The 26,275-nt window shown below is 49.2% G+C and carries 21 protein-coding genes and 1 tRNA gene; 8 read left to right on the top strand and 14 right to left on the bottom strand.

Annotated features, from left to right (window positions below):
- The first annotated feature begins 1 nt into the window (after position 1).
- From CFK45_RS10710 to CFK45_RS10695, 4 genes are read left to right on the top strand one after another with little or no spacing between them, the layout of a single operon-like run.
- A complete protein-coding gene (locus tag CFK45_RS10710; RefSeq protein WP_096086437.1) occupies positions 2–1,453 on the top strand; it encodes a hypothetical protein in 1,452 nt (483 codons plus the stop codon).
- Positions 1,440–4,265, top strand: coding sequence for a tetratricopeptide repeat protein (locus CFK45_RS10705; protein ID WP_096086436.1), 2,826 nt, complete (start codon positions 1,440–1,442; stop codon positions 4,263–4,265). The genes CFK45_RS10710 and CFK45_RS10705 overlap by 14 nt, the downstream gene beginning before the upstream one ends.
- Entirely contained in the window at positions 4,258–4,872 is a 615-nt protein-coding gene (locus CFK45_RS10700; protein ID WP_096086435.1) for a tetratricopeptide repeat protein, read from the top strand. The genes CFK45_RS10705 and CFK45_RS10700 overlap by 8 nt, the downstream gene beginning before the upstream one ends.
- Positions 4,872–5,162: a hypothetical protein gene (locus CFK45_RS10695; protein ID WP_096086434.1), complete on the top strand. Its 291-nt coding sequence runs from the start codon at positions 4,872–4,874 to the stop codon at positions 5,160–5,162. The genes CFK45_RS10700 and CFK45_RS10695 overlap by 1 nt, the downstream gene beginning before the upstream one ends.
- 8 nt (positions 5,163–5,170) lie before the next feature.
- Here the strand turns inward: CFK45_RS10695 and CFK45_RS10690 are convergent, their stop codons facing one another.
- Positions 5,171–5,521, bottom strand: a complete 351-nt coding sequence (locus CFK45_RS10690; RefSeq protein ID WP_143247555.1) for a hypothetical protein — start codon at positions 5,519–5,521, stop codon at positions 5,171–5,173.
- A gap of 182 nt (positions 5,522–5,703) precedes the next feature.
- On the opposite strand from CFK45_RS10690, the gene CFK45_RS10685 reads away from it, so the two are divergent.
- Positions 5,704–6,204, top strand: a complete 501-nt coding sequence (locus tag CFK45_RS10685) for a hypothetical protein (protein ID WP_143247554.1) — start codon at positions 5,704–5,706, stop codon at positions 6,202–6,204.
- Positions 6,205–6,362: 158 nt separating this feature from the next.
- Here the strand turns inward: CFK45_RS10685 and CFK45_RS10680 are convergent.
- Positions 6,363–6,439, bottom strand: a tRNA-Arg gene (locus tag CFK45_RS10680).
- 198 nt (positions 6,440–6,637) lie between these two features.
- Between CFK45_RS10680 and CFK45_RS10675 the strand changes: the two genes are divergently transcribed.
- Positions 6,638–7,105 carry a methylglyoxal synthase gene (locus CFK45_RS10675; RefSeq protein ID WP_096086431.1) on the top strand — a complete coding sequence of 156 codons (468 nt, stop codon included), beginning with the start codon at positions 6,638–6,640 and terminating at the stop codon, positions 7,103–7,105.
- A gap of 76 nt (positions 7,106–7,181) precedes the next feature.
- On the opposite strand, the gene CFK45_RS10670 is transcribed toward CFK45_RS10675, so the two are convergent.
- The 7 genes from CFK45_RS10670 to CFK45_RS10640 form a co-directional block, all read right to left on the bottom strand.
- Positions 7,182–7,964, bottom strand: a complete 783-nt coding sequence (locus CFK45_RS10670) for a PhzF family phenazine biosynthesis protein (protein ID WP_096086430.1) — start codon at positions 7,962–7,964, stop codon at positions 7,182–7,184.
- 12 nt (positions 7,965–7,976) lie between these two features.
- Positions 7,977–8,966: an L-histidine N(alpha)-methyltransferase gene (gene egtD, locus CFK45_RS10665; protein WP_096086429.1), complete on the bottom strand. Its 990-nt coding sequence runs from the start codon at positions 8,964–8,966 to the stop codon at positions 7,977–7,979.
- Positions 8,967–9,012: 46 nt separating this feature from the next.
- Positions 9,013–10,275 carry an ergothioneine biosynthesis protein EgtB gene (gene egtB / locus CFK45_RS10660; RefSeq protein ID WP_096086428.1) on the bottom strand — a complete coding sequence of 421 codons (1,263 nt, stop codon included), beginning with the start codon at positions 10,273–10,275 and terminating at the stop codon, positions 9,013–9,015.
- Positions 10,276–10,377: 102 nt separating this feature from the next.
- On the bottom strand, positions 10,378–13,470 hold the full coding sequence (locus CFK45_RS10655; RefSeq protein WP_096086427.1) for an error-prone DNA polymerase: 3,093 nt from the start codon (positions 13,468–13,470) through the stop codon (positions 10,378–10,380).
- Between the two features lie 14 nt (positions 13,471–13,484).
- Positions 13,485–14,984, bottom strand: coding sequence for a DNA polymerase Y subunit UmuC family protein (locus tag CFK45_RS10650; RefSeq protein ID WP_096086426.1), 1,500 nt, complete (start codon positions 14,982–14,984; stop codon positions 13,485–13,487).
- A gap of 13 nt (positions 14,985–14,997) precedes the next feature.
- Positions 14,998–15,591 (bottom strand): hypothetical protein, encoded by a 594-nt coding sequence (locus CFK45_RS18320; protein ID WP_143247553.1) that lies wholly within the window; start codon positions 15,589–15,591, stop codon positions 14,998–15,000.
- A 572-nt stretch (positions 15,592–16,163) separates the two neighbouring features.
- The gene (locus CFK45_RS10640) at positions 16,164–16,586 is read right to left on the bottom strand and encodes an ExbD/TolR family protein (protein ID WP_096086424.1); all 423 of its coding nucleotides are present in this window, start codon (positions 16,584–16,586) and stop codon (positions 16,164–16,166) included.
- A gap of 1,151 nt (positions 16,587–17,737) precedes the next feature.
- Between CFK45_RS10640 and CFK45_RS10625 the strand changes: the two genes are divergently transcribed.
- Complete coding sequence (locus CFK45_RS10625; protein WP_096086421.1) at positions 17,738–18,508, top strand: hypothetical protein; 771 nt, start codon at positions 17,738–17,740, stop codon at positions 18,506–18,508.
- Positions 18,509–18,582: 74 nt separating this feature from the next.
- On the opposite strand, the gene CFK45_RS10620 is transcribed toward CFK45_RS10625, so the two are convergent.
- Genes CFK45_RS10620 through CFK45_RS10600 form a run of 5 tightly spaced genes read right to left on the bottom strand, consistent with a single transcriptional unit; the run spans position 18,583 to position 24,705 of the window.
- Entirely contained in the window at positions 18,583–19,236 is a 654-nt protein-coding gene (locus CFK45_RS10620; RefSeq protein ID WP_096086420.1) for a hypothetical protein, read from the bottom strand.
- Positions 19,217–19,894, bottom strand: coding sequence for a flagellar brake protein (locus tag CFK45_RS10615; RefSeq protein WP_096086419.1), 678 nt, complete (start codon positions 19,892–19,894; stop codon positions 19,217–19,219). Before CFK45_RS10615 ends, CFK45_RS10620 begins: the two co-directional genes overlap by 20 nt.
- Before the next feature lie 44 nt (positions 19,895–19,938).
- Positions 19,939–20,379 (bottom strand): hypothetical protein, encoded by a 441-nt coding sequence (locus tag CFK45_RS10610; RefSeq protein ID WP_096086418.1) that lies wholly within the window; start codon positions 20,377–20,379, stop codon positions 19,939–19,941.
- Positions 20,376–23,591 carry an efflux RND transporter permease subunit gene (locus CFK45_RS10605; protein ID WP_096086417.1) on the bottom strand — a complete coding sequence of 1,072 codons (3,216 nt, stop codon included), beginning with the start codon at positions 23,589–23,591 and terminating at the stop codon, positions 20,376–20,378. The genes CFK45_RS10610 and CFK45_RS10605 overlap by 4 nt, the downstream gene beginning before the upstream one ends.
- A gap of 4 nt (positions 23,592–23,595) precedes the next feature.
- The gene (locus tag CFK45_RS10600; protein ID WP_158224672.1) at positions 23,596–24,705 is read right to left on the bottom strand and encodes an efflux RND transporter periplasmic adaptor subunit; all 1,110 of its coding nucleotides are present in this window, start codon (positions 24,703–24,705) and stop codon (positions 23,596–23,598) included.
- A 314-nt stretch (positions 24,706–25,019) separates the two neighbouring features.
- On the opposite strand from CFK45_RS10600, the gene CFK45_RS10595 reads away from it, so the two are divergent.
- A complete protein-coding gene (locus CFK45_RS10595) occupies positions 25,020–26,204 on the top strand; it encodes a TonB family protein (protein ID WP_096086415.1) in 1,185 nt (394 codons plus the stop codon).
- The last annotated feature ends 71 nt before the right edge of the window (positions 26,205–26,275 follow it).

The raw sequence follows: 26,275 nt of genomic DNA, 5'->3' as shown, positions 1-26,275 counted from the left end.
TATGAATACGCTTATTCCCCGCTCTTTGCTCAAGCCTCAACTGAAAAACCTGCCATCGCCAAGTCGCAGTAAGTTATCGTGTTTAGCTCGAGCGCTGCTCTGCGGCAGCGCACTGTTTTTCAGCGCCGGTACTTTTGCTGCAGATAGCGAATTGCTGGCCATGGACGCCAAACTGCAGCAGCAGTTGCAACACTATTGCGAAAAAACAGCGCCATCGTCTCAACAGCAGCAAATCACTGCCGATGGCCTTGTTTTGCTGTTAAGCCAAGATGGCCGCGACAAGCTCGCTAAGCATATCCAGCAATTGTGCTCATATCGACGCCAGTTTGATTTGATTTTGGATCACGAACAGATCGGCGATGTTGCCCATGCTTTGTATCAGCACAATTTATTTGCACTGGCCGATACATTATTAGAACAAGCCGACTACGAAGGGCTGGAGCTAAGCAGCGCGCAAATTCGCTTTGCAAAAGCCAAGCAGCTTTTTGCCTGGCAGCGCTGGCATGAGACCATCGACAGCTTGCGTAAAATTGAAGCCGTCCGCGACTTAAGTAAAAATCAAGCCGAATACAGCTATTTTATGAGCGGATCGTCGCTGCAAATGCTGCTTGAACATCGCGAAGCCATGCGCCTGTACAAGGCTGTTCCGCCAGGCAGTGACTATTACCTACAGGCTCAGATCAACCTTGCCGTTGCCAATATTCGCCAAGGCTGGTGGACGGATGCCCACCTGATACTTCGAGATTTGGAAAAGTCACTGTTAAAAAACAAAAACTACGAGCGTTTTGATCAAAGCCAGCTGATCCTCGCTTATTCGCAGCTGCAAAATGAATACTATAAAGATGCACGTGAAAGCTTTCGCCGTATAGGCCTCGACAGCAGCGTCGGCGACCAGGCTCTGCTCGGCTTAGGTCTTACCGCCATGCACCAGGAGCAGCACGGCGCCGCCCTGAATGCTTTTAAATTGCTGAAACAGCGCCAAGTGGAACAAAAATCCGAGGGCTCTCTAACGCAAATCAGCGAAGCACCACTGCTTGTTGCCTACAGCTACGAACTAATGGGAGAGGCTAAACTCGCAGAAACCGAATACTACTCGGCCAGCGCTTATTATCAAAAGTGGGAAAATAAACTGCTGCAGCAACAGCAAAAAGCGAAGCAGAGCAACTCCGGCAGCGAACTATTTAAACTGTTTGCCGAAGGCCAGCGAAGCCTAAATACCAGCAGCCCCGATAAACACTCGGGCCGCCAACAGTGGCTCAAGGCTAACTTTGATTTATTAGCTGCGCTGCAAAGCTCGGCGGCGCCGAACAAACAACTCGATCAGCTGCAGCAACAACATATTGATTATTTAAAACAGCTCGTTATCGATCAGCTGCAATTACAAAAAGACATTGCTCACAGTTATCTTAGCCAGTGTCGTTTTGCAATGGCCAAACTCTATGACAAAGATTAACGCTTTTTTTAATTTAAGCCTGTTCAGGCGCCGCGCGTATTTAGCAGTGCCAAGCGCGGTGCTGAGCTTGTTGATGGCCTGCGCCCAGCAAGAACAAACACGTCAAACACTCGCCGATATTGATAGCGGTGAAGAACTCCGTCAGCGCAACAGCAACGGCCAAGTCAGCCCCCGCACCAATGCGGAAATCAAAGCGGCCTATTACAACTATCTCGATAGTGCGCCAAGCACTGACGCTTCGCGCCAGCGGGCGATCACTCGCCTGGCGCAAATGGAGCTCGATTTAAGTAAAAAAATTCACAGCAGTAGCGAAGATGAGCAAAGCATTGAGAGCGCTTATAACAGCGCCCTAGATAAATCCATTCAACTTCTGGAAACCTCACTTGCCGATTACCCCGATGCGCCGGGTAACGATAAGTTGCTATATCAATTAGCCTACGCTTACGAACAACAGGGCGATGTCGCCTCGGCCGCGCTTACGCTCGACAAACTGGTTAACCAATACAACCGATCAAAATTTTATGCCGAGGCACAATTTCGCCTCGGAGAAGCCGAATTTGCTCAGCGCAATTACCTGGCCGCCGAGTACGCGTACTCTGAAGTATTAATGGCGCCTGGGGCTCAGCGTTTCTATGAAAAAGCGCTGTTTAAGCGCGGCTGGACCCGCTACAAACAAGAGCTCTACGTCGAGGCCATCGACGATTTGAGCGAAGCATTGGTCATGCACGATTTTCAGTACGACCAAGGTCTAAGCGCCGATGAGCAAGAGTTAAATAACGAATATTTTCGCGCTATATCGCTGGCTTTTAGCTACCTGGAAGACGAGCTCAGCCCTTCCCAATACTTTGCGCGAAACCCCAACTTTAAAGAGGTTTATCGAACCCACGCATCGCTCGCAGACTTGTACCGCTCCCAGGAACGCTACAGTGACACTGCGCGTGTACTCGGTGATTTTGTCGAGCACAACCCCGATGACGCCATGGTGCCGATTGCACAAGTCGGCGCAATTGAAGCATGGAAACAAGCGGGCTTTAGCAAACGCGCACTCGATGCAACGGAAACGTTTTATCAAGGCTACAACCCCGAATCGAGCTATTGGCAGAATTATCAAGACGAGCTAGTCAAAGCCGAGGCCTTAACCAAGCTGCGCCTTTATTGCGCCGAGCAAGCCAAGTTTTTCCACGGCCGCTATATTGCCGAGCACAAAACTCAAGACCTTAAAAATGCCGAATTGTGGTATCAGCGCCACTTGCGCTATTTTGAAGACTTCGCCCGCCAGGATCGCATTTATCGGGATTACGGGCACCTGCTTTACGGCATGAAACAAAATCAGCAGGCGCTCGCCATGCTTGAAAAAGCGGCCTTTGACGAGCAGATTGTGCTCGATGAAGAAGCCGCTTATTTAAGCATCGCCTTGTCGAGCACCCTACTCGATCAAAGCGGCCAGCTCAGTTATTTAGAAAAGCTCGTCGACTACAGCCTCTGGTATTTAGAACTCTACCCCAATAATAGCAACAGTGCCGAGGTCGCCAAGCTGGCCGCACAGCAGTCTTACGCACAAAAACAATATCAGCAAACTCTGCGCATCGCACAAAGCCGCAGCGCAAATGTTAGTGCGGGCAACCCGGAATTTGAGCTGCGCTACCTCGAGGCAAGTTCGTATATTGAGCTCAAGCAGTTTGATGAAGCCAAAGCGTTGCTACTCGATTTACAACAAGACCCCATACTTAAAGGCAAACAGCGCCAGAGCATCGACGACGATCTCGCTTATGTGTATTACCAGCAAGCGCAAACATCGCTGGCCGCAGGCAATCAGGCTCAGGGCCTGACTCAGCTTGTGGCTATTAGCCAATACGCAAGTTCAACCGAGCTTGCCCCCAAGGCACTGTACGAGGCACTTACGCTCGCTAACGACAGCCAGGACTGGGATCAGAGTATTGCCATCGCCTCGCGCTTTGACCAACTCTATCCCCAGCACTCACTTAGTAACGACGTCAGTAAAATTGTTTCCATCGCCTACCTTAAGGCCGACCGCACCGACGAAGCAGCCAAACAATTTGAACGCATTTCAAACTTTGAACAAGATGCCGAACTAAAACGCATCGCTTTGTGGCAGGCCGCCGAGCTCTACGAAAAGAAAAAAGACCTCGCTTCAGCAATTCGCACCTATCGCAGCTACGCCCACGACTACCCGCTGCCGGCAGAGCAAAACCTTGAGGCCATGCAAAAGCTCGGCGAGCTCTACCAGCGCAGCGGCGAAGCGCAGAAGCGCCATTTTTGGCAAAACAAAATTGTCAGCCGCGCTTCTAGTTTGGCTGCCGCTTCGCGCACTGAGCGCAGCAACTACCTCGGTGCCAGCAATGCGCTGGAACTGGCTCAGCAGAGCCACAAACAGTTTGATAAACGCCGCCTCGTTGCGCCGCTACAGAAAAACCTCAAGGCAAAAAAAGCACATATGCAAGAGGCCATTCGCCTGTACGGTAAGGCTTCCGGTTTTGGCCTTGCCGAGACCACCACTGAAGCGACCTACAGCATTGCCAAAATCTATGAAAACTTCGCCAGTGCCCTGCTGGATTCTGAGCGGCCCTCAGGTCTAAGTGCCGATGAGCTTGATCAATATGAAATACTACTTGAAGACCAGGCCTTTCCTTTTGAGGATAAAGCCATTGAATTTCACGAGGTCAATCTCGCCCGCTCACAAGAGGGCCTCTACAACCAGTGGCTGCAGGCCAGCCGCGAGCAGCTAGCGCAGCTTTTCCCCGCGCGCTACCAACGCCAGACAAAAATTGAGGCCGTCGCACTCTATGACTAAGCAGCTATTTAAATTCCTCTTTAAATACCTCTGTTTTTGCAGTGTGGTGCTATTGAGCGCCTGCGGCGGACAGAGCAAAAAAGATGAGATGCCCGTTGAACCCGCCAGGGCGACAGCGACAAGTAGCAGCGCACAAGCACTCAGCACCGAGCAAAAACAAACGCTTAACGACGCCGTGGAGCTGATTCAGCTTGGCTACCTAGACAAGGCCCGCAAACAGCTATTAAGCCTGGCCAAACAAAGTGATAATCAACAAATCGCCCTAAACCTTGCCATTGTTGAATACAAAGCTGAAAACTACGATGCGGCGCAGAAGTATGTGAACAAGGCCGGCGCATCCGCCGCTGCGCTTAACCTGAGCGGCATGCTGGCCCTACAGAAACAAGAGCTCAGCCTTGCCGCCAGCCAATTTGAGCAAGCAATCAAGAGCGATGCCTCATACGCCTTGGCATATCACAATTTGGCACTTATTTACGACACCTACTACCAGGATCTCGGGCAAGCGATTAAACTCTACCAGCGCTACCTAGAGCTGAGCGCACATGAAGATGCGCAAACCAAAGCCTGGGTAGAAGAACTTAAACGAGCCAACGCGGATACTCAATAATGACCTCACAGCTAACACCACATATGGTTCGCTGTTTGTGCTTAGCGGCTGCATTTATCGTGTGCTTTAGCGCCAGCGCTCAAGCCAAAGATCGGCTTGAACTGAAAACCATTAAGATTAAAGGCAACAAAGAACTGCCGAAGATTATGTATCTGGTTCCATGGCAAGAAGAGCAACCGGAGCTGGATAACAAAGAGCAAAAGCTGCGCTTGCACTATGTGTTTGACCGGGTCTATCAGCCGCTGACCCAAGCGGATTTAGCTAAAACACAGGCAAACGCGAAACACTGAACAGGGCATTAAAAGCTGATTTTGAGCCCTACACCAAGCGCATCGAGCCGATAACCTCGCGCATCCAGACTATTGATACTGTCGACACTCACCGCCAGCTCTTCATTCACAGGCACAGAAAAACCCGATTGCCAGCGCCAGTGCTGATCTAACACGACTTGCTCATCGGGGTTTAAAGCCAGCGCCAGCGACGACTGCCCCCATTCGTAGTCATCACTTTCGAGCTCACCGCCGGGAAGGCTCTGCTCCTGAAAGAATTGCGCGTATTCGTAGCCGCTGAACTCTTCGTCATAGAGGTCTAAGATAGGCATTTCGGCAAGAACGGCAGGAGCCAATACTGTAGCTACACAACTTAACATAAGTTTTTTCATCCTGGGCCATCACTATTCATCTGCTTATTAATGTGCCCTGCTTCAAGCCTGCAAACTTTACTGAGTGTGCCGGCTGCTTATCCCTCTGCGTCATCAGAATATCGAAGCGAATGTGTATAATCGCGGCATCGACTTCGTCAATACAACGACTTCACATCAAGGAAAGACAAATGAAACGAGTCTTTAGTTCCACCCTAGCAGCTCTCATTTTGATCTGCATGCCACCGCTCTTACTGGCCGATGAATTTGATCAAGGCAGTAAACGCTTAGGCGTAACACTTGGCGCCGGCTCCAGCTTTGGCGATGACTACATGATACTCGGCCTCGGCGGCGGTTATTTTCTCACCCGTGGGCTTGAAGTGGGCCTGGATGTACAGGCCTGGCTCGGCGGAGATGTCGACATTTACGAAACCACACCGACACTGACCTACGTCATCACCCAGCTCGGCCGTTTCAAACCCTATGTCGGCGCGCTGTATAAACAGACCTATATCGAAAATATGGATGATTTAAGCGCCTACGGCGGCCGCGCGGGCTTTATACTCGATGGCAACGGCAAGGTGTATACCCGCATTGGTGTGGTAGGCCTACAGTACAATGACTGTAAAGAAAGCCGCTTTACCAGCTGCAGCGAGACCTACCCTGAATTTGCGGTCATGGTATCGCTGTAGACGCACGGTTTAGTTCTGGGCGAGCTTTTACCAAGGTTCGCTTGATTTCAGCTATTCCAGCGCTCTTTGTTTAAGGGCGCTGAATGGGCTCGAAGCAAAGAATAAGCAATAGAAAACAAAAAAGGCCTAAGCTTTCGCTTAGGCCTTTTTTGTTAAGATGGCGCGCTCGGGAGGATTCGAACCTCCGACCGCCTGGTTCGTAGCCAGGTACTCTATCCAGCTGAGCTACGAGCGCGTCGCCTGGGGTTTGTTCTGTCCCCGTCAGAGGGTGCGCATAATAGGTATAGGGCCTCTAACTGTCAACACTTTAAATGAAAAAAATTAAAATCTTTTTATTTGAGCTAGCTCGCTCCCCTCAATGAGGTATCTATAATAAAATCAACACCTTAGACTGATTACTTAATAAGCGATTTGCCTGCAACGAGGACTCTCGATGGACACCAAGCTCGCCCCTTTACACAAAAACAAGAATATTGCCCTGGTTGCACACGACAATATGAAACCCGTACTCACTGACTGGGCGCTGAAAAACAGAGATTTGCTCGCCAATCACGCTCTTTACGCAACAGGAACCACAGGCTTTACTATCGAAAAAGCGCTTAATATGAAAATCCACAAGTTCATCAGCGGGCCGCTCGGTGGTGATCAGCAGATAGGCGCAAAGATTTCTGAAGGCGACATTGATGTACTGATTTTCTTTTGGGACCCGTTTGAACCCATGCCTCACGACCCCGATGTCAAAGCCTTATTACGCTTGGCAGCCGCATGGAACATCCCCATTGCCAGCAATCCAGCCTCGGCAGATTTTTTAATCACCTCCCCTCTGATTGGCGAAAGCTATGAACGGGCCATTCCCGACTACGAACGCTATATCAATGAGAGAACGTCCTCACTGAAATAAGTGCTGAAGGTTGCTGCACAAGCGCACAAACGAGCTGCTTGTAAGTCGAAGTGGTATTCAGGCCTAGGCTATGGCTTTAAGCAAAACACACATCACCGCTAAGGCTAACCGTGTCGCCGCAAACTGAAGCAGAAAATACAGCGCCTTCCGGGCTCAGTTGCCGACCTCGCAACTCGGTTTTATTGAGTTTTCCCTGCCAATATTTCATTAAATACAGGTTGGCCGAAGCCGTAGCTGCATCTTCATCGTTACCGTACTGGGGAGCAAAATAGCGCATGGCGTAGTCTTCTTGCATAGACTGCGCACCCAACGCCGTGACAATTAAGGCTGGCGCAGTGGTTTCAGCGCGCAAGCGATCTAAGTCGGGCGTTAAATGCTTGAGAACTTCAGCACTGGCAATCTCGGCAATAAGATAACCACCATTTATTGCTGTGCATCTAAGCAACTCTTGCCCAAGTAAAGCCTGCCAATAATCCGTGTCGACTTTTTGCTCAGCAAGCTCGGCACGTCCGTGCATCATCAAGGCGCCATCGCGCTTTTCAATACTCAGTGACTTGGCCGGCAATTCAAATTCAAGACAGGCATTGGCGAGGTTTTGCATGCAATAAAAACCTGCAGACATAGCCCCAGAGCCGCAAAAAAGAACCTCGCGGCCATTGTGAAAGATACGAAGCAGCACCGGTTCAGCTGCAGAAAAACCTGCCGGCAACACAACAACAATATCTGGGCTAACTTGCAAGCTATATGAAAGATAAAAATCGCTATCAATAGCTGTTTGGGCTTCAATAACTCGGTGCCTGCGGCCCCGGCAACCGGGCCCGGCAAAGGCATTAACTGCCCGATATACAACGCCGCTCACTTATAACTCGCTTTAACGCTCAGCAGACAATAAATACATAGCAAACATATCCCCATCTGCGAGCCACTGGCGCTGACAGGCCCAACCTGCATTTGCAGCTAAATGACGAAACTGCTTCGGGCTGTATTTGTATGAATTTTCAGTGTGTATGCTCTCGCCTGTATGCATATAAAACCTGCGCCCACCCACACTAAAATTCTGATCACAGGTGCTCACCAAGTGCATTTCTATACGCCCAAGTGGCGCATTGTAATAGGCGTAGTGCTCAAACTGCTTCAAATTGATATCGGCTTCAAGCTCATTATTTAAGCGGCGCAACATATTAAGATTAAATGCAGCCGTTATACCGCGGCCATCATTGTAAGCGCGGTGCAAAATAGCCGGTGACTTTTTAGTATCAACACCAATCAATAGCTGCGAGCCGCTACCGAGATAGCTTTTGACACGTTTTAAAAACGCAACCGCATCAACCGGATCAAAATTACCAATGGTCGAACCGGGGAAAAAACCCATCAACTGGTGTTTCGTTGGTGGCAACTCACCCGGCTCCCACATATCCGCAACATGAGGTTTGATACGTACATCGCTAAATTCATGACGCAGTGCGCGTGTAGCTTGATATAAATGTTCACCGCTGACATCAATCGGCACATAGGTACAAATCGATGGCACAGCCCTTAATAAAGGCCGTATCTTTATCAGTGAGCCTGCACCAAATTCGACAACTGTCAGTGAGTCTTCAGACATTTGAGCGAGCTCATCTGCCACATTTGGCAGCATGCTCATCTCAGTGCGATACGGATAATATTCACCCAGGGCACAAATATCATCAAAATACTGCGAGCCGCGCTCGTCGTAAAAATATTTGGCAGAAAGCGCTTTTTGCTCCTGCTCCAGGCCAGCCCAGGCTTCTCGTAAAAAAGTCGGTTCCAGCCGCGTTACATCAATGTCGCGATGCTGTTCATCCCCTACGTTTACCGCCGTTTGTGTCGCCAATCTCATGTTGCCTCCTGCTACTTTTTGTATTGTCGCCCCAACTACTGCTTTCTTACATATCTTCCGCTAAACGCAGGCCCATAAATTGCCAGCGATGAAACGGGTAAAAAAAGTTGCGATAACTTGGTCTAAGCTGAGCTGCCGGTGTTACACACGAACCACCTTTTAATACCAGCTGATTAATCATAAATTTACCGTTGTATTCACCGAGGGCCCCTTGCTCAGCGCGAAAACCTGGATATGGCATGTAGCTGCTTTGTGTCCACTCCCATACATCCCCCCACAACTGCTGAATACCCGGTTGCTCAAGCTTAGCTGGCTGAGGGCGCCAGTGCCGACTTTCGGCCAGATTGCCTGAAACTGGCTGCTCTTGCGAAACACTTTCTAACTCGTGCTCTTTAGGTAGACGCTTGCCGGCCCAACGTGCAAACGCCTCAGCTTCGTAATAGCTGACGTGGCAAACCGGTGCATCGGCATCGAGCACTTGCAAACCATCTAAGCCAAATTGAAACCACTGATCATCTTGTTTGTGCCAATATAGCGGTGCCTGCCACTTTTCTCGTTGGCAGCGCGCCCAAGCGTCGCTCAACCAGAGCAAAGGCTGTTCATAACCTTTATCATCAATAAATGCCTGCCACTCAGCGTTTGTCACAAGTCGATTGGCGAGCTTGTGAGCGGGAAGATAAACATCATGTGCAGGGCCTTCATTGTCATAGGCAAAGCCCCCTTGCTCATGACCAACCTTGTACATACCGGCATTGCGTTTAATAAATGTCAGTGCAGGCGCTGCCGCCGAGCTATTGTCGTGTGCCTCAAATACTGCTTCATACAAGGGGTTACAACTAAAGAGGTGTAAAACATCGGTAAGCAACAATTCCTGATGCTGCATTTCATGGTGCAGGCCGGTCTCAAGAACTAACTGACAACGCTTGCTTTCAAGTTGCCCCCGATCAAGCAGCTGTAACATATGTTCATCAACGTAGCGCCGGTACGCATAGACTTGCTCTAACGAAGGGCGAGTTAAAAGACCACGCTGGGGGCGCGCATGGCGAGTGCCCGCACTTTCATAATAAGAGTTAAACAGATGTGCAAAAGCGGCATTAAATACTCGGTAATTTTTACATTGCTTAAGCAGAATAAAGGTTTCAAAAAACCAACTTGTATGTGCCAAATGCCATTTGACCGGGCTGGCATCGGCCATACTCTGGGCTTGCATATCCTCGGCACTCAGAGAAACACACAGTGCCTCGCTTTGTTTTCGTATTGCTTGATAATCGCTTGCGCCTAACTGCTTGGCCGCGCTGAAAGCGGTCATAGATACCCCTTAGTTAAAATTTTCATTTTTATTCTGCCGCAATTTTTTAACTCTAGACCAGTTTTGTTGCGTTTATGTGCCAACTTTGCCGGCAATTTGGCACTAATGAAAGTCTCTAGATTTTGTTGAAAGCGCCGCTATGTGTTCACTGGCGTCAATAAGTTGCCCAGCAATAACATGCACCACATCGGCTTTGCGCTCAAGACGCCCCTTCACTCGTATTAACTTGGCATTTAATAAGGTTTGACGGAACAACTCTTGGGTGCGTTTCCAAACAACGACATTAATATTGCCGCTTTCATCTTCAAGCGTCAAAAACACCGTGCCTTTAGCCGTACCCGGGCGTTGGCGCCCCGTGACGATGCCCGCCACCTGAACAAAACTACCATGGCGAATAAACTTCAGCTCACTTTGCAGGCGACAGCTGGAAAACGCCGCCATGCGCCGCAAAAGCGCCATCGGGTGCGCACGTAGGCTCAGACGCAAGCTGTCGAAATCGGCTTGAATATCTTCAATCATTTCGGGAGACTTTGACTGCAGTGCATGTTCTGCCACCTGACAGCCCATAATGCTTGGCTGCATACCGGCGACGGACCAGTGACTCTGGTAACGATGCCCCTGCAAGCTGTGCAGCGCATCTGCCGAAGCCAAATATTCAAGCTCAATGCGGCTTAGTTTTGCTCTGAGTTGTAAATCATGCACAGAGACAAAAGTTTTGATTTTGTTCGCCGATGAAATACGCTGTGCAGCGGCTTTATTCAAGGCCTTAATTTGCAACAAGCCAAGCCTGAGCGCCCAAAGCTTGTTTTCTCCAGAGGCCGCAATATTCTCCAAACAGCATTCATCACTACTGAAACATACATCTGCAGGCAATACTTTAATGGCGTGACGTCGCGCGTCTTGCACCAATTGCGACGGGGAATAAAAGCCCATCGGTTGACTGTTTAACAGAGCACAATAAAAAGCAGCCGGGTGATGGCGTTTAAACCACGATGAAAAATAACAGAGTATTGCAAAGCTCGCCGAATGTGATTCGGGAAAACCGTAGCCCCCAAACCCCTTTATTTGTTCAAAAAGCCGGTGCGCAAACTCCTTGCTATAAGCATTACTCAACATGCCAGCAATAAACTTCTGTTCAAATTGCAGCAAATTACCGTTTTTCCCCCAGCTAGCCATCGCCCGCCTAAGCTCATCGGCTTCGCCACCACTAAAACCTGCGGCAACCATCGACAGACGAATGGCTTGTTCCTGAAAAATAGGTACGCCTAGAGTCGGCTCTAACACCTCTTTTAAAGCATCGTTAATATAATCAATGGCCTCTTCACCATCTCGCCGCTTTAAATAGGGGTGAACCATGCCCCCCTGAATAGGGCCGGGGCGAATAATCGCAATCTGAATCACCAGGTCATAAAAGCACCTTGGTTTCAAACGCGGCAACATGGACATTTGCGCCCTTGATTCGACTTGAAACACGCCGATGCTATCGGCTCGGCTCAACATCTCATAGGTCGCGGCATCCTCTTTCGGAATATCCTCCAAACACTGGATCTGGCGCTGGTAGCTGCCAACCATCTCTAAACATTTTCTCAAAGCGGTAAGCATGCCCAAAGCAAGCACATCAACTTTCATCAGCTGCATCGCCTCGAGATCATCTTTATCCCACTGAATCACTGTGCGCTCAGCCATACCGGCATTTTCAACGGGAACGATGGAGCTTAAAGCCTGCTCTGTAATCACAAAGCCGCCCACATGTTGACTTAAATGGCGAGGAAACCCTTGGATCGCTTGCACTAATTGATAAAACAAGGCACTTAAACGCGTACTATTCTGCACACCGGCCTCAGCAATGCGCCTTTTTAAATCGCCCTTCCTATCCCACCAGGCCAGTGATTTCGCCAGCGAATCAATTAACCCAGGTTCAAACCCCAGAGCTCGGCCCACATCACGAATAGCGCTCCGGGGGCGATAACATATAACCGTTGCGGCAAGAGCTGCTCGCTCCCGCCCGTATTTTCTGTAGATATATTGAATCACCTCCTCGCGCCGGCTGTGCTCAAAATCGACATCAATATCCGGCGCCTCATCCCTTTCTTTTGAAATAAAACGCTCAAATAGAACGTGAATCATATCAGGGGAGATTTCAGTGATACGCAGGCAGTAACAGACAACTGAATTAGCAGCGGAGCCCCGCCCTTGACAGAGAATATTTTGGCTGCGGGCAAAACGCACGATGTCGTAAACGGTTAAAAAATAGTATTCATAATGCAGCTCGGCAATTAAAGCTAACTCCTTGCTAATGAGCTGCTTTACCTTGTAAGGCACACCTTGTGGCCAGCGCTGCTTGGAGCCTTGTTCAACCAAAGCACTCAGGTAGTCGATGGGTGTTTGCCCACCGGGCACCAGTTCTCGCGGATACTGATATTTCAACTCATCAAGAGAAAAATGGCAGCGATCGGCAAGTATTTGCGCCTCAAGTAACAACTCTTCAGGATAGAGGCGGCTAAGCTGTTCTGGGCTTTTTAAATAAGCCTGGGCATTTTGTTCAAGCGCCGAGCCCATCTGTTGCACACTTTTTCTCTGCTTTAACGCCGTGAGTACATCCTGCAGCGCCTTGCGCGCCTTTGTATGCATTAAAACCTTGGGGCAGGCAAGCAAAGGAATTGACACTGTTTCAGCAAGCTGGCGCCAGCTTAAAAAAGCACTCACTTCGGCTTTTAATAATCGATGGTCAATACCTATCCACAGTCGCCGAGCAAACGCTTTAGCCAAACTCTGGGCAAACATCGCCTTGCTGTCTTTATCTCGCTCTAAAAGCCTCGATTCTGCCAGCCAAATCAGAAAACAGCGTTTTAAGCGAAAGCGCAAATCTTCAAAGTTCGCTTGATACTCACCTTTATTAGAGCGCCGGCGTGCCAATGTGATAAAACCAGAAAGCTCCGCATAAGCCTGCCTATCTGGCGCTAATACGATAAATGCCTCCCCACTTTGCAAACGAATCAAAGAGCCACAAATCAAGCGAATATTATTGCATTTAGCCGCTTGATGGGCGCGAACAATACCGGCCAGTGAACACTCATCCGTTAACGCTAAACTGCGATAACCAAGCTCCACTGCACGCTCAACCAACTCCTGCGGGTGAGAAGCACCACATAAAAAGCTGAAATTGCTTTGACAATAGAGCGCACTCAACATCACCGTTTTCGCACCAACTAAAAAATACCGTGCACATACCAGTCCTGCTGGCGCAGATCCCGGTAAACCCACAGCCTCACCTGATCGTCGCGCAAAGCAACAAAATAATCACGTGCACAGGGCTCATCCCACCAGTGACTTTCAATGCGTTCGGGGCCACGTATTAATTGCAAGGGCCCCTGCCAAAACAATTTTTGTTTATCAACGGCTAATTTTAACGGTGACTTTAACAGCCACGATGGGCGCTCGGCTTCTGCCAAAGCTTGCGGTAAATGTGTTAAAGCAAGCTCGTCCGCCGCCACACTTGTACTGGCCAACTCAGGGACATGCTCATCAACAAGGCTGAGTTTGCGTACATTTTTTCGACCAAGGCGTGCCTGCATACGCCTCAGTAACAGCTGCTCATCACGTGAGTCCTGCTTTTCGGTAAAACTTGCTAGCTTCTCAGTTGCCAACTCGGCGCTGTGCAAGTCAGCTTGTTCAATCGACAGGCGATCAACTTCAAACGGAAGCCCCAGTTGTTGAAGCTGTATCAAGCTCAACTCAAGCAACAGTAAATAATCTTTGTGTACCCGCTCGCAGCGCACCGGCATTGAACTGTGTCGTTGATCAATACTGCCAAAAGCCCAGGTAATACCACTGCACTGCAACTGGTTTTGCTGCAAATAAGTGCCCAATTCTTCGAGCAATTGGCGCATCGGCGCATCAAGTAAATCAATAGAGACAAGCGGATAATCAAACTCCAAACTACTGCGGTAGGCTTGTTCAGGCTCATAAAACTGCTCTCGACACCGAAACAGTGGCCGGTGAAATAAATCACTCTGCACGGCATTGGCCATAAACAAAGCATTTAAGTAATCAGCTAACCCTGCCCCCCAGCGAGTGCGAAAGGCCTGCCCACCGCTTTTGACAAGCTGTTTTTTAAGTTCTGCTAGATTGCGAAAACCACTCTTTCTTAAACTGTCCTTAGTTGCTTCATCAATATTTAACTCAGACACATTCAGGCCCAATAACGCATCGCTGTCGGCCATAGCATAAGCCCAGCAGTGTTTACTGCTACCGGCCAATAACCAAGCGGCCTCGGAACTACCAGCCAAAGCAGCTTGATATTCAAGCCCTCTTTGTGACACACAGCTATAAATAGCTTCAAGCAAGCGCTCTAGTCCATTAAACAACTTTAAGCAGGTAGAGAGTTCCAGTATTAAAGCTGCACCACTTGCCTGGTGCTGGGTATCGATATAAGGCGTAAATTCATAGAGCTGATCCGCCAGGCTTTTTAATAGCAGTAACTCGGCCTGATAATCCCTTGCCTGGGTTTCAGCCTCCAACAACAGCGAGGCATTTGCTAAATTCATGTCTAACTTTACCCCCTGCTCAAAACAAGGCGGACTCGCCATCACAACCTGCTGTTGCTTGTTGTAGACAAGCACTTTTTGCTCAAGTGAACAGTTGAGTGCTTCGAGTGCAATAAACGGGAAGCGCAAAGCTAAATAGACCGGCCGCTGATGTGTATTCATAAGCTAGCTCCACCTAATCTATGGATAACGACAAAGGGAAATGAAGTAGCCGTGCAGACGCCTTATAAAAGGGTTCAGCTCCAGCTCCGCCCTGTAACAAATCAGGATAAGCGGGCAACACAGCCCAAGCAGAAGGCAAAGCAAGCTTAATCGGGGCCGAAACTAATTGGCCTCGCTGTTTAAGCAGCTCCAAACACAAGTGCTGTTTATGCTGACGAATTAAAAGGCGCAATAAAGCAGGAGAGCTTTGCTGCATGACTGCTTTTGACTTTATTAAAAAGCGAAGTCCCTCCTGCTCATGACAAGCCAAGTGGCATTTCCGCAATTCGGCATAACTTAAGTGCTGCAAAGGTGGCCAGGCGAGCAAAAAAGGACAGGCCGGAGATGACGCCAAGTCGACAAAGGCTGCGAGAAAGTCCGCTTTGTTTGGAGTGTGAACAACAAGTAATCGCTGCAGAGGCAAACCCAGCTGCTTCAACCTAACGGCATAGGGTTCAAATGGCGGGTTTAACAATATAAAAAACCCTGATCTTTGCTTCAAAGCAGCAAGACTCGGCGCCAGCAGTGGCCACAAAGCTTGCACCGAACTTAAACCAAGCTCGATCAAACCGCCTGCTGGCCAGCCCCGTTGCACAAGAGCCCGGTTTAATTCGCTGTGACCGCTATCCAGGGCTTTTGTTGCCATAAAGTACTGACTGTGCCCCTGCCACACATCCTTGCGCCGTAAAAGCGCCTCGAGCTGAACAGGCTTGCCCGGCTGCCGCTCAGTCGACAGCGCCGCCCCCGAAGCAGCAGCACTAAAAGCATTACACTTACGGCCTTTGGGCGCTAAAGATTGCCGATATTCAACTGCGTCGCACTTGTCAGCTTCACCATATAAAGCATCTTGCATGCAAAAAACTCTAACCAAACCAATACACTGTACAAACATACAGTATATTGGTTTTTCAAATGCACACAAGCACCACTAAAGATCAAAGCTGCTTATAAAAAGCTAGTAAATAGAAGCTGAAGGTATATAACAAAGCTTTTCTGAGTCTCCCCCTCGGTGATAATGAGCATAAGGGTGGAGCGAAAAAGACTGAGGGCAAAGATAGGAAAGCTTAAGGCTATAACGAAAAACGGGCGCAAAAAGCGCCCGTTTAATATCTGCGGCCTTAAATGGGCCGAAAGGTATGCTTACTCGTTATATGGTACGAGGTTAATATTGAAGATCTTGGCTTCGCGAGCGGAATCAGCGATGGCTACGTAGGTGTTAGCCGTGCTCAGTTCGTGCATACGAACAACAACCGAGGCTTCAGGGTTCTCGGCTTTTTTCTGTGCAATCAAAGAGCGTACTGCGCGAATATCAACACGACGCTTATCGATATAGATCTCGTCATTCGCATTGACCTGAACCAGAATGTTCTTAGGCTGATCCGGATCTGGCGGAGGAGGAACATCATTGCTCTCAGGTACATTCAGGCCGAGGGACTTCTCTTTTACAAATGACGCCGTCACGATGAAAAAGATCAGCATGATGAATACAACGTCGAGCATAGGGGTTAAATCAATTTCACCACTATCTTCGCTTTCTACCTTATGGCGTCTTCTACGACTCACGACTCAATCTCCAATTATCTTTATAGTCACCAGCCCTTGCAGGTCAGGGCAGCATACATCATCGGCCAACAGTATAATACGGCCTGGGCACAAGAAGCTGAGCCAGCTCAAGGCTTCAGCACACTCTGCTCTTGGCATTCTACACCAAATAGCGCCAAGAGGCCCAAAACTTAGCGCTCAAAGCCCTGATTTGGGCAAGATTTAAACAAAGCTTCAGCAACGAGCTAAAAAACACCGCCTTAGCACGATAAATAGTCATTATATCCCACTTGCACAGCTCCATCAGCGACACACAAAGCGGCAAAGCTCCTTCTGGAAAAACACCAAGACCACCTTACGGCCAAATACGGATAGTTATTTCAGGAAAATGACACGCTCTAACAGGCTGTAAATGGATAAAAAGCGAATAAGCACTCAAAATCCCCTTGTGCCCCATGTTAATGCCCAAGCTCAAACACATTCGTCAGAACCCATCACAGCAGCGCAGTGAAAAAGCAATCAATGCGTTGAAAAAACTCATTGCCAGTGCCATACCCCGCTAACACACAAAAATAAAAACCTCTGCACAGTGCTTTGTTGTTAACAGCAACATAAAACTCAGACCAGCCTTGCCCCAAACAGCTTGGATAAACTTACAGCGAGATCTCGATTAGAACGATTAGAAACGGTGCCAAAGTAAAGCAAGGCAGCTCAAAAAGCGCGAGCGCAACCATCAACATCGTTAAAAACACTTAAAGCGATAAAGACCTCGGTGGCGGCGCAACATTCGTGGCGATGAACTTTTATCAAAGAACAAGCTCAGATAAAGCAAAAAACAAAAAGGCAACGATGTATTTTTTACTGCACACAACACCAAAAACAAAAAGTAGATATACAGCTTGGCGAAGCGGCTCAAACTTGCGTTCGAATCCTCAAAAACATTTACAATTTTAGAAAAACTCAGGTTCAAGAAAAACTGAAATTAGCCGAGCCAAAGCGGCGAAATAAAGCCCAAAAACTTAAATCACAAATAAAAAAACAAAAAAAACAAAAAATACGGTCGATTTTCAATGAAATGGGCACGAAATTACGCCAAAGCCCTTGAATTTTTCTTGTTATTTCGTAATGTAGTGCTACAACTTCCATGAGTGTAAATAAAAAGGGTAACTCACATGGCTGGTCGCAAACCAACTGATCCTGTAGCAGCTCTCGAAAAAGAACTGGCTCAGCTCAAAAGTAAACTTGAAAAAGCACGTGAAGCCAAAGCAAAAGCAGCTGAAAAAGCTGTTGCTTCCGCCACATCTGCTGCTTCAAAAACTGCCACTAAAGCGAAAGCTGCTTCTGCAAAAGTTGCAAGCATTCGCGCCAAAAAGAAAACTGCTGCTCAAGCCAAGCAATTGGCCGCTGCTCAAGCTACTGCTAAAACAGCCCGCGCTGATGCCGCCGCAGCCAAAACTGTATTGAGCGCAGCTAAAGCTGAACTCGCTACAGCCAATGCCGAAGCCAAAACGGCAGCCGCCCTGGCCAAAGCCGTTGCTAAGGTAGAGGCTGTTGCAGCTAAAAAAGCCGCCGTTGCCGAGAAAGCAGCTGCCAAGAAAGCTGCGATCGCTGAAAAAGCTGCCGCCAAAAAAGCCGCCGCTGCTGAAAAGCTCAAAGCTAAGAAAGCTGCCGCTGCTGAAAAAGCGAAAGCCAAAAAAGCGAGTGCTTCGGCTAAAGCAAAAGCCAAACGAGGCCCTGCAGCAAGCAAAGCAAAAGCAACTGCAAGCAAAGCCCCAGCTAAACGTCGCGGTCGTCCCCCCAAAGCAGCTGCAGCTGCTCCGGCGAAAAAAGCAGCTGCCAAAGCACCTGCTAAGCGCCGAGGTCGTCCACCTAAGGCTGCCAGCGCTAGCACTGCAGCCAAGGCACCAGCCAAGCGTCGCGGTCGTCCACCTAAAGCTAAATAATTAGCCTTTGGTAAGACCACAAGCAAAAAAGCCGCTCTTTGAGCGGCTTTTTTGTTTTCTATACAAGAGTACGGTTAATCCTGCTTGGTGGGCTCACGCCGCTTACGTATAAAGAACTGCCGAAGCTCCCCTTGCTGTATCTGACATAAGGCGCTGTAGTGAAGTTCTTGTTTATCGATATCTAGCGCATCAAATTGCAAGCGAAACAAAGCATCATCCCCCTCAAACTCTTCCGGCTCCCTGCCCTCATCAATAAGCACCAAACCATCAAACAGCGCGGTCTTCTCATCAAATGCCTGCTTACAGCGTTCGTACAAGCTTTGTTTGTGCTGCTCTAATTCCTGTAAACGCTGCCGTTCCAGCTGTGCTTGTTGAGCCGCAAGCTCCTCAGGGCTCAGGACTTTCTCCTCCACAACCGGGGTTGTCAGTGTTTTATATGTCAAACCATCGACCAGTTCGTTGTAAGTACGACCGTTTTCCTGACGGCATAAAATGCGGAATATAGGCTGCTGAGGAAGGCTGCTCTTTTCGAGGTCAAGCGTGCCGCGCAAGACTTTTTGACAACGCTCCAGGGCCTGCGCGGCTTCGGCTGATGCCTTCAAATCCAGGTAAAGGCGTTCATAATTTGATGGCAACCAAAGCCGGCTTTCATCCAGTGCACAGGCATAGTGGCCAAAAAAAAGAGGTAATACACAAATAGAAGCTGGCTTACGAAACGCTCTGAACATCACCAAAAGCCATAGAGTTAAAGATAAAACCAAATAAAACCAGCAGTTTATCTTCATCACTTTCGCTAAAACGAATGCCGTACAGGCGGTTGCCACTGGCTTCAGCTTTTTTGTTGCGGATTTCCGCTTTGAGCTTTACCGTGCGTTGAATACCGCCAACTTCAAACTTGCCTTTAAGCTCTAACATATCGCCAACAGCACCAATATCATCGTACAGCTGCAACCCTGCGCCACCCAAGCTAATATCTGAAATTTTGCCGGCAACACCACTTAGTGAAGGGTGGCTGAGGCTGTAAACCAAAACCGGCAAGGCAATTTCAACCCTCGAGGAGCTGCGCACCATGCGAAACTGTACTGCACTTGGAAAATCCACATAAACCATAAACACCGGCATATCGCTGATAAACAATACCCGGGTCTGAAACAGAGCCACGCCATTGGCCGACATAATGCGAATAACGACCATCTGCCCTTCCTCAAGCTCAGGAAAAGCATCGGATTTTGGGCTTGTCGTAAGCAAGATGCTTTCACCCGGTAAGCTGCCCACAAGTAAGCAATCGTAGCGACGCTTTGGATTCTTTACGTCGGGGTGAATTTGAACAATTTGTCCTAGTTTGAGGTTTAAATCATCAAAACTGGCGGCTGTCTCGGAACTCATAGCGCATAACAAGCGGCGGATTCATTCTATTAAATATAGACGAATCAAGGCGATGATGAGACTAAAAGGCGTTGTTCAACGCTATAACGCTCACGTACGTCCCCGCCTTGTAACCACAATTGCAGCGTACGGCCAACAAGCGCAGCGGCAAAGATCAAAACAATCAACACAGCACTAGAGACTGTTAATGGAAAATTAAAAATCCCCGCAGCCAACGTCACACCGAGAACAAAGACAGACAAATAGGAAGAAACTAAAGCCAACAGCCAGCTGTAATAAAAGCCCGTAAACCAGCCCCAAAGTAAACGCAGCCAAAGCAGCATTAAAGCCAAGCTGAACATCAGCGCAAGCAACTGGCCAGGGACAGAAGCAAATACGCCAACCCCGCTCAATATTGCCACAGGAATAAATAATATCAGGCCAAATACAAGCCCGAGGCACGGCAGCGACCAGAGCAGCAGCCATAAAAAAGCCAGATACTTCATTTATTTTGCTCCTTTACTCTCAAAGCTGCAGCGCGAAACCGCTGGTGCAGGCTGCGAAAATCGACCACTAGCGGCTGCTTCACATAGCGCTTAAACATCAACTTGAGCTCACTGGGTAGCACCAGCATTGTCGGGGTAACCGCTAGAGTCAGCACAGTAGCAAACACCAAACCGTAAACAATTGCACTGGCCAAGGACACCCAATATGAGCCGACAACACCACCAAAGTTAATATCGCGGTTAACCAAATCTATACTCAACCCGGTAGCAAGCGGCAATAAGCCGAGTATCGTTGTGCAAGTGGTAAGGAATACCGGGCGCAGCCGCTGGGTCGCCGCAAGTATTGCGGCCTCTTTAACGCTGACACGCTCATCGCTTTGACGAATGTAATTAAAGGTGTCAATCAGGACAATATTGTTATTCACCACAATACCGGCCAGCGCAACAATACCCACGCCCGTCATAATCACACTGAAGGTGCTCTGAGTTAGCATTAAACCAAGTAACACCCCCGCCGTTGACAAAATCACCGACGACAGCGTTAAACAGGCTTGATAAAAGCTATTAAACTGCGCAACCAGTAATATGAACATTAAAAACAGCGCAAGTGAAAAAGCCGTCGCTAAAAAACGAAACGACTTCTCCTGCTCTTCATTGGCACCGCGATAACTTAGCTCTATACCGGCAGGTAAAGGGTGTTGTTCAATCCACTGCTGCACTTCTTTTAAAACGGTATCGGCCACTAAACCTTTTTCAACATCGGCCAAGACCATCGCGTATTCTTTGCCATCAACCCGCTTTACCGAATCCACTTTGGGCATCGCCACACGCTCAACAAAACCAGCGATGGAGGTGGCGCCGTTGACGGTATTGACCTTGAGCCTATCCATCGCAGTAATACCGCGCTCATTGGCGGGAAAGCGCACACGAATATCAACCTCGTCATCGGCATCGGCTGGGCGGTATTCACCAATCTTGACGCCGGTAGTAATTAGCTGGATAAAATTCCCGACCTCACTGACATCGGCCCCAACCTGAGCGGCTTTTTGCTTGTCGACCTCTATGCTCCACTCAATACCGGGCAGCGGTGTCGAATCGGTTACATCTTTTAAACCACTGATCTCTTGCTCAAGCTTGCCGCGTAAATCACGCGTTGTTTGCAAAAGCTGCTCCCTATCGAGGCCAACCAATTGCAATTGGATGGGTTTGCCTATAGGCGGCCCACCTTCCATCGGCGCACTGCTGACATGAATACCCGGCAAACCCTGGGTGGCCTTTTGAATTTCTTCATAAACCTTGAAGGTACTGTAACCGAGCTGTTCGGGTTTGTAGGTTTCAACCAACATGGACGCAATTTGGTCCTGCTCCGGTGCACGCGGCCCTAACTGCACAGGGTTGCCCGGGCTAACAATGGAATAAAGCACTTTGACACCGGGCACCTCAAGTACACGCTGCTCCACTTCAAGCGCCAGCGCCCTGGCCTCTTCAATACTTAAATTGCCCTGAGCTCTGACCTCTACCTGCCCCAACACCACTTCGGTTTTAACAAAAAACTCAACCCCTGCACTTAGCTTGCCGTAAGCAGAAAATATCGCCACCAGCGTCAAACACGCGGCAAAAAAGAAACTTAAAGGGTGATGAATCACAGCAGATAAAAATCGAGCATAGCGGCCAGTCAAACCCGGTAAATTTTCAGGCTCGTCACTTTCAATGCGCGTTAAATAGTCTTGGGTCTCAGCCGACATGGTATTGCGCCCCATCAGCGAGCCTAAAATCGGTGCAAAAAACAGCGCGTACAACAATGAACCGAGCAACACCGCAAATACCGTTACCGGTAGATAACGCATAAATTCGCCGGCAACCCCCGGCCAGAACATAATCGGTAAAAACGCAGCTAAGGTTGTTGATGTCGAGGCCGTCACCGGCCAAATCATGCGGCGAACAGACAATATATAAGCGTCCTTGCTCGATAAACCCTCGGCCATCTTCCTATCGGCAAACTCAGTAATAACAATCGCACCATCAATCAGCATGCCCAGCGCCAGCAACATGCCAAACAGCACCATAAAATTAAATGAATAGCCTAGTTGCAACAAAATAATACTTGAGAACAACAACGAGAACGGCACACCGGCGCCCACCAACAAACCTGAACGAAAACCAAGGGCGGCAATCACAATCACCATCACCAGCGCCATCGCGGTTAAGATGTTGCCCTGCATTTCATTGATCATGCCGATGGAAAAGTCACTTTGATCCATCATAAAGTCGACTTTTACCGCCGCCGGCAGTTGGGGTTTAAGCTCGGCTGCAAGTGTTCGAACGGCCGTGGTTACTTCAATATCGTTGGCATCGCCACGCTTTTTCACATTAAGTGTGATACCGCGCTCGCCGTTAATGCTTGAAAAACTCGATGCATCTTTGAATGTTCTGCGCACCGATGCAATGTCACCAAGTGTGACCGAAGCCTTTGCATCGGAGCGAATTGGCAGCGAATAAACATCTTCTGCCGTCTCTATCAAGCTCGGTACTTTTACTGCAAAACGCCCTTTGCCCGTATCGAGCTGCCCCGCTGGCACCAACAAATTATTGGCCTGTATTGCCGCAAAAAGGTCACGGCTGGTAATACCGTAATATTCAAGTCTGGCCGGTTCGACAATAACTTCGATCACTTCCTCGCGGTGGCCAATCATTTCCACCTCAAGTACCGAAGGCATGGCTTCGATTTCGCGCTTTAACAGCTGCGCACTGTGAAACAGCGTGCGCTCGGACACCTGACCGGAAAGTGCCAATACGATGGTCGGCGCACCGTCAGCGGCAATTTCCATCACCCGCGGCTCTTCCGCGCTGCTCGGCAATTCTGATTTGCCGCGATCAACGGCGGCTCGGACATCAATGAGCGCCTGATCAACATCCTGATCCGCCTCAAATTCAACCACAACATAAGACAGCGTTTCCCGCGAAGTCGAACGAATTTCTTTTACGCCTTCAATCGTGCGCAGTTCTTTTTCCATTGGCCTGACCAGTAAGCGCGCCCCATCCTCGGGGGAAACACCATCTTGCATTAACATCACCATGACCACCGGCACACTCGGGTTAGGCGAGGCCTCGATCACCATATTCATACGCGAAGCAACGCCGGCAGCGAGGATCAATAGCATCATGCACAACGTCGCTCGCGAACGACTGATCGCCGTATTTAATATGCCCATAAGCTTACTCTGAGCCCCCGTCACGATCGCTATTGCGCGCAGCTTCAGCATTGCTACCAGAACCGCTGTCAGACTCGACAACAGTGACAAGCTCACCTTCGCTGACATAGTCCTGGCCAACAGTGATTAGGCGCAGTGACTCTGGCAGACCCGTCACCCACACCCCGTCTTGCGAATCAGCCAATAATTGCACTTCATGCACCTGTACGCGGTTGTCCTTATCAACCGAGCGCAAGCCCAGGCTTCCTTTGTCTAATAGGGTTAACAGCGCAGGGCTAAGTAAATGCGCCTGCACAGATTCGGCATTGACCTGCACATCGGCAGTCAAACCACTTACCAAGCTGTGATCGCTGTTATCAAGCTCAATCTCTACCTTAAATGTTCGGGTCAGCTCTCTGGCCTGGTGCCCCAAATAGCGCACGCGCCCCACGCGAAGCTCGCCATTAACAAAACGCACCTGCGCCTCATCACCAATACTGAGCGCAGAAATATCGCGTTCACTGACTTCGCCAACAACAATCAAGGGGTTGAGTTCGAGCAAGGTTGCACAGGGGCTGCCGCGAGTAATAAAGTCGCCCTGCTCGGTATAACGGCGCTCGAGAACACCGGCAAAAGGCGCCCTGACCTGAAGGCGCTCAAGTACATTCTGATTGCGCTCCAACTCGGCTCGAGCCAAAGCCAGATTGACTTTGCTCGCCGCAATCTGCGAGCGGCTTTGATAACCGCTGTCTTTAAGCTTGAGCGCGGCGTCGTAGTCGATTTGAGCTTTGTCGAGTTGCGCCTTGGCTTGTGCAACACGCAACAGGCGATCTTCTTTTCGCAGTTCGCAAAGCACCGCCCCCCGCTCGACCCACTGCCCCTCAGCTGCCGGCGTTTTTTCAACCAGCCCATCGGTTTCTGCGGCGACATTAACGCTGCGCTCGGCTTGTGTTCGCCCGCGAATGTAAATTGGCCGACGGTAGTCTTGGGCCCGGCTCTCCAGCGCTCGAACACTAAAGGCTTGTTGTTCATCGATACTGTTTTGAGAGGTTTCATCTTTGGCTACTAAGCCACTTAGCATCCACACCGAAATCAAGCCCGCCAAGATCAGGGCAATACGCAAGTTGGAGTTCATAATCCATTCCGTTAGAAACAAGTAAAACACGGCCAAGGTAGACCAAACGGTCATTTTAACGACTTTAGACGTAAAGATACGGGCAAAATTCAAACAAATTGTTCAATTCCAGCCTGCACCTTCGCATTTGTAGCACAATCTTAATAGCTAGCTTGCGCTTAGCTCTTTAAAATTGGATGAAATTCGTGCTAGTTTAGTGCTTTAGGATTAAGAACCTAGAACAACAACCTCCTCAAATGAAGGAGGAACAATAAATAGCTAAGATAGCTAGTTGGGAACACCCAGATAATAACAACGGGAAAGAGCAAAACAGTATGTATAAAGCTTTAGCATCTGCCACGGTGGCCGTATTGCTGATTTTAAGCCCCCTCACACACGCTGACACCCAGATGAACGGAATCGCCATTCACTCGGAGCTAGGCCGGGAGAGTTTTATTGGCGCCTTGTATGCTACCAACCTCACCAAAGACGGTCGCACTTTGTTGACCGCCCAAGAAGAAAAAGAAATTCAAGTACGTGTTCTTGCCGACCGCCTGTCATCGCGCCGCTTTAAGCGCATGTGGATTGAAGGCATGGCAATTAACGCCAACGCCAGCGAACTCGAACGTCAAAGTCAAAACATGGCAAAGTTCAGCAACATGCTGAAAGTCACGCTCGCCCGCGGAGATATCTTCTCAATGAAGCGAAGCCTCGACGACGTCACCGTTAGTATTAACGGCAGTCAGCTCGGCCACATCAATGACCCAGCCTTCTTTGACCTGTTACTGCGCGTCTGGATCGGTCAAGTGCCCTTATCGTCGTCATTTCGCAACGATTTATTAGCTGGCGGACAAATTCCTCAGCAACAGCTGGCCTTGTTTGACAGCCTTAAACCCAGCGATAAACGAAGCACTGCGATTGCCGCTGCGCTAAATCAAAGTAAAACAAGCACAAGCGCTTCGGCCGGCACCGCCGCAGCGGCTGCAACCGCAGCCGCCAGCGTAGCCAAAGCCCCGGTCATCGCAGCACCGAAAGTCACTGAAAACAAAGCACCCAGCAACACCACCAAGGCGCCGGAGAAAAAAGTCGCCGCCGCAACACCAAAGCCCAAAAAAGCGGAAAAGAAACCAGAGAAAAAAGCAAGCAAGCCGGCCAAAATTGCCGCTGCGCCCGATATCAGCGATATTCTTGAAGAGGACGACGAAGAATTTACCGCTGAATCTCTGCTCTCTCAGCAGCTTTATATTGCCAAGTTAAAAAAATGGACCTATAAACAGCTTCGCTACCCGCAAGCTTCGGTCGAGAAAAACGAACAGGGCGTTGTTCGGCTCAGTGTAACCATACGCCGCGACGGTAAAGTTAAAAATATCGATATCATCGAAGAGCCTGACTTTCCGCGCCTAACCAAAGAGGCGGTTCGCTCTGTCGGTGCTTCTGCCCCCTACCCGGTGATGCCCAAAAATATTAGCGGTGATAGCTTCAGCTTTACTCTGCCTGTCGTGTTTAAACTCATCGATTAGCGACACAAAACTAAGACATAAAACTAAGACATAAAAAAACGGGCTACAGCCCGTTTTTTTATGTCTTGAAA

The organism is Agaribacterium haliotis, assembly GCF_002312815.1.
GTDB classification, from domain to species: Bacteria; Pseudomonadota; Gammaproteobacteria; order Pseudomonadales; family Cellvibrionaceae; genus Agaribacterium; species Agaribacterium haliotis.
This window is presented reverse-complemented; position numbering and strand designations above follow the sequence as displayed.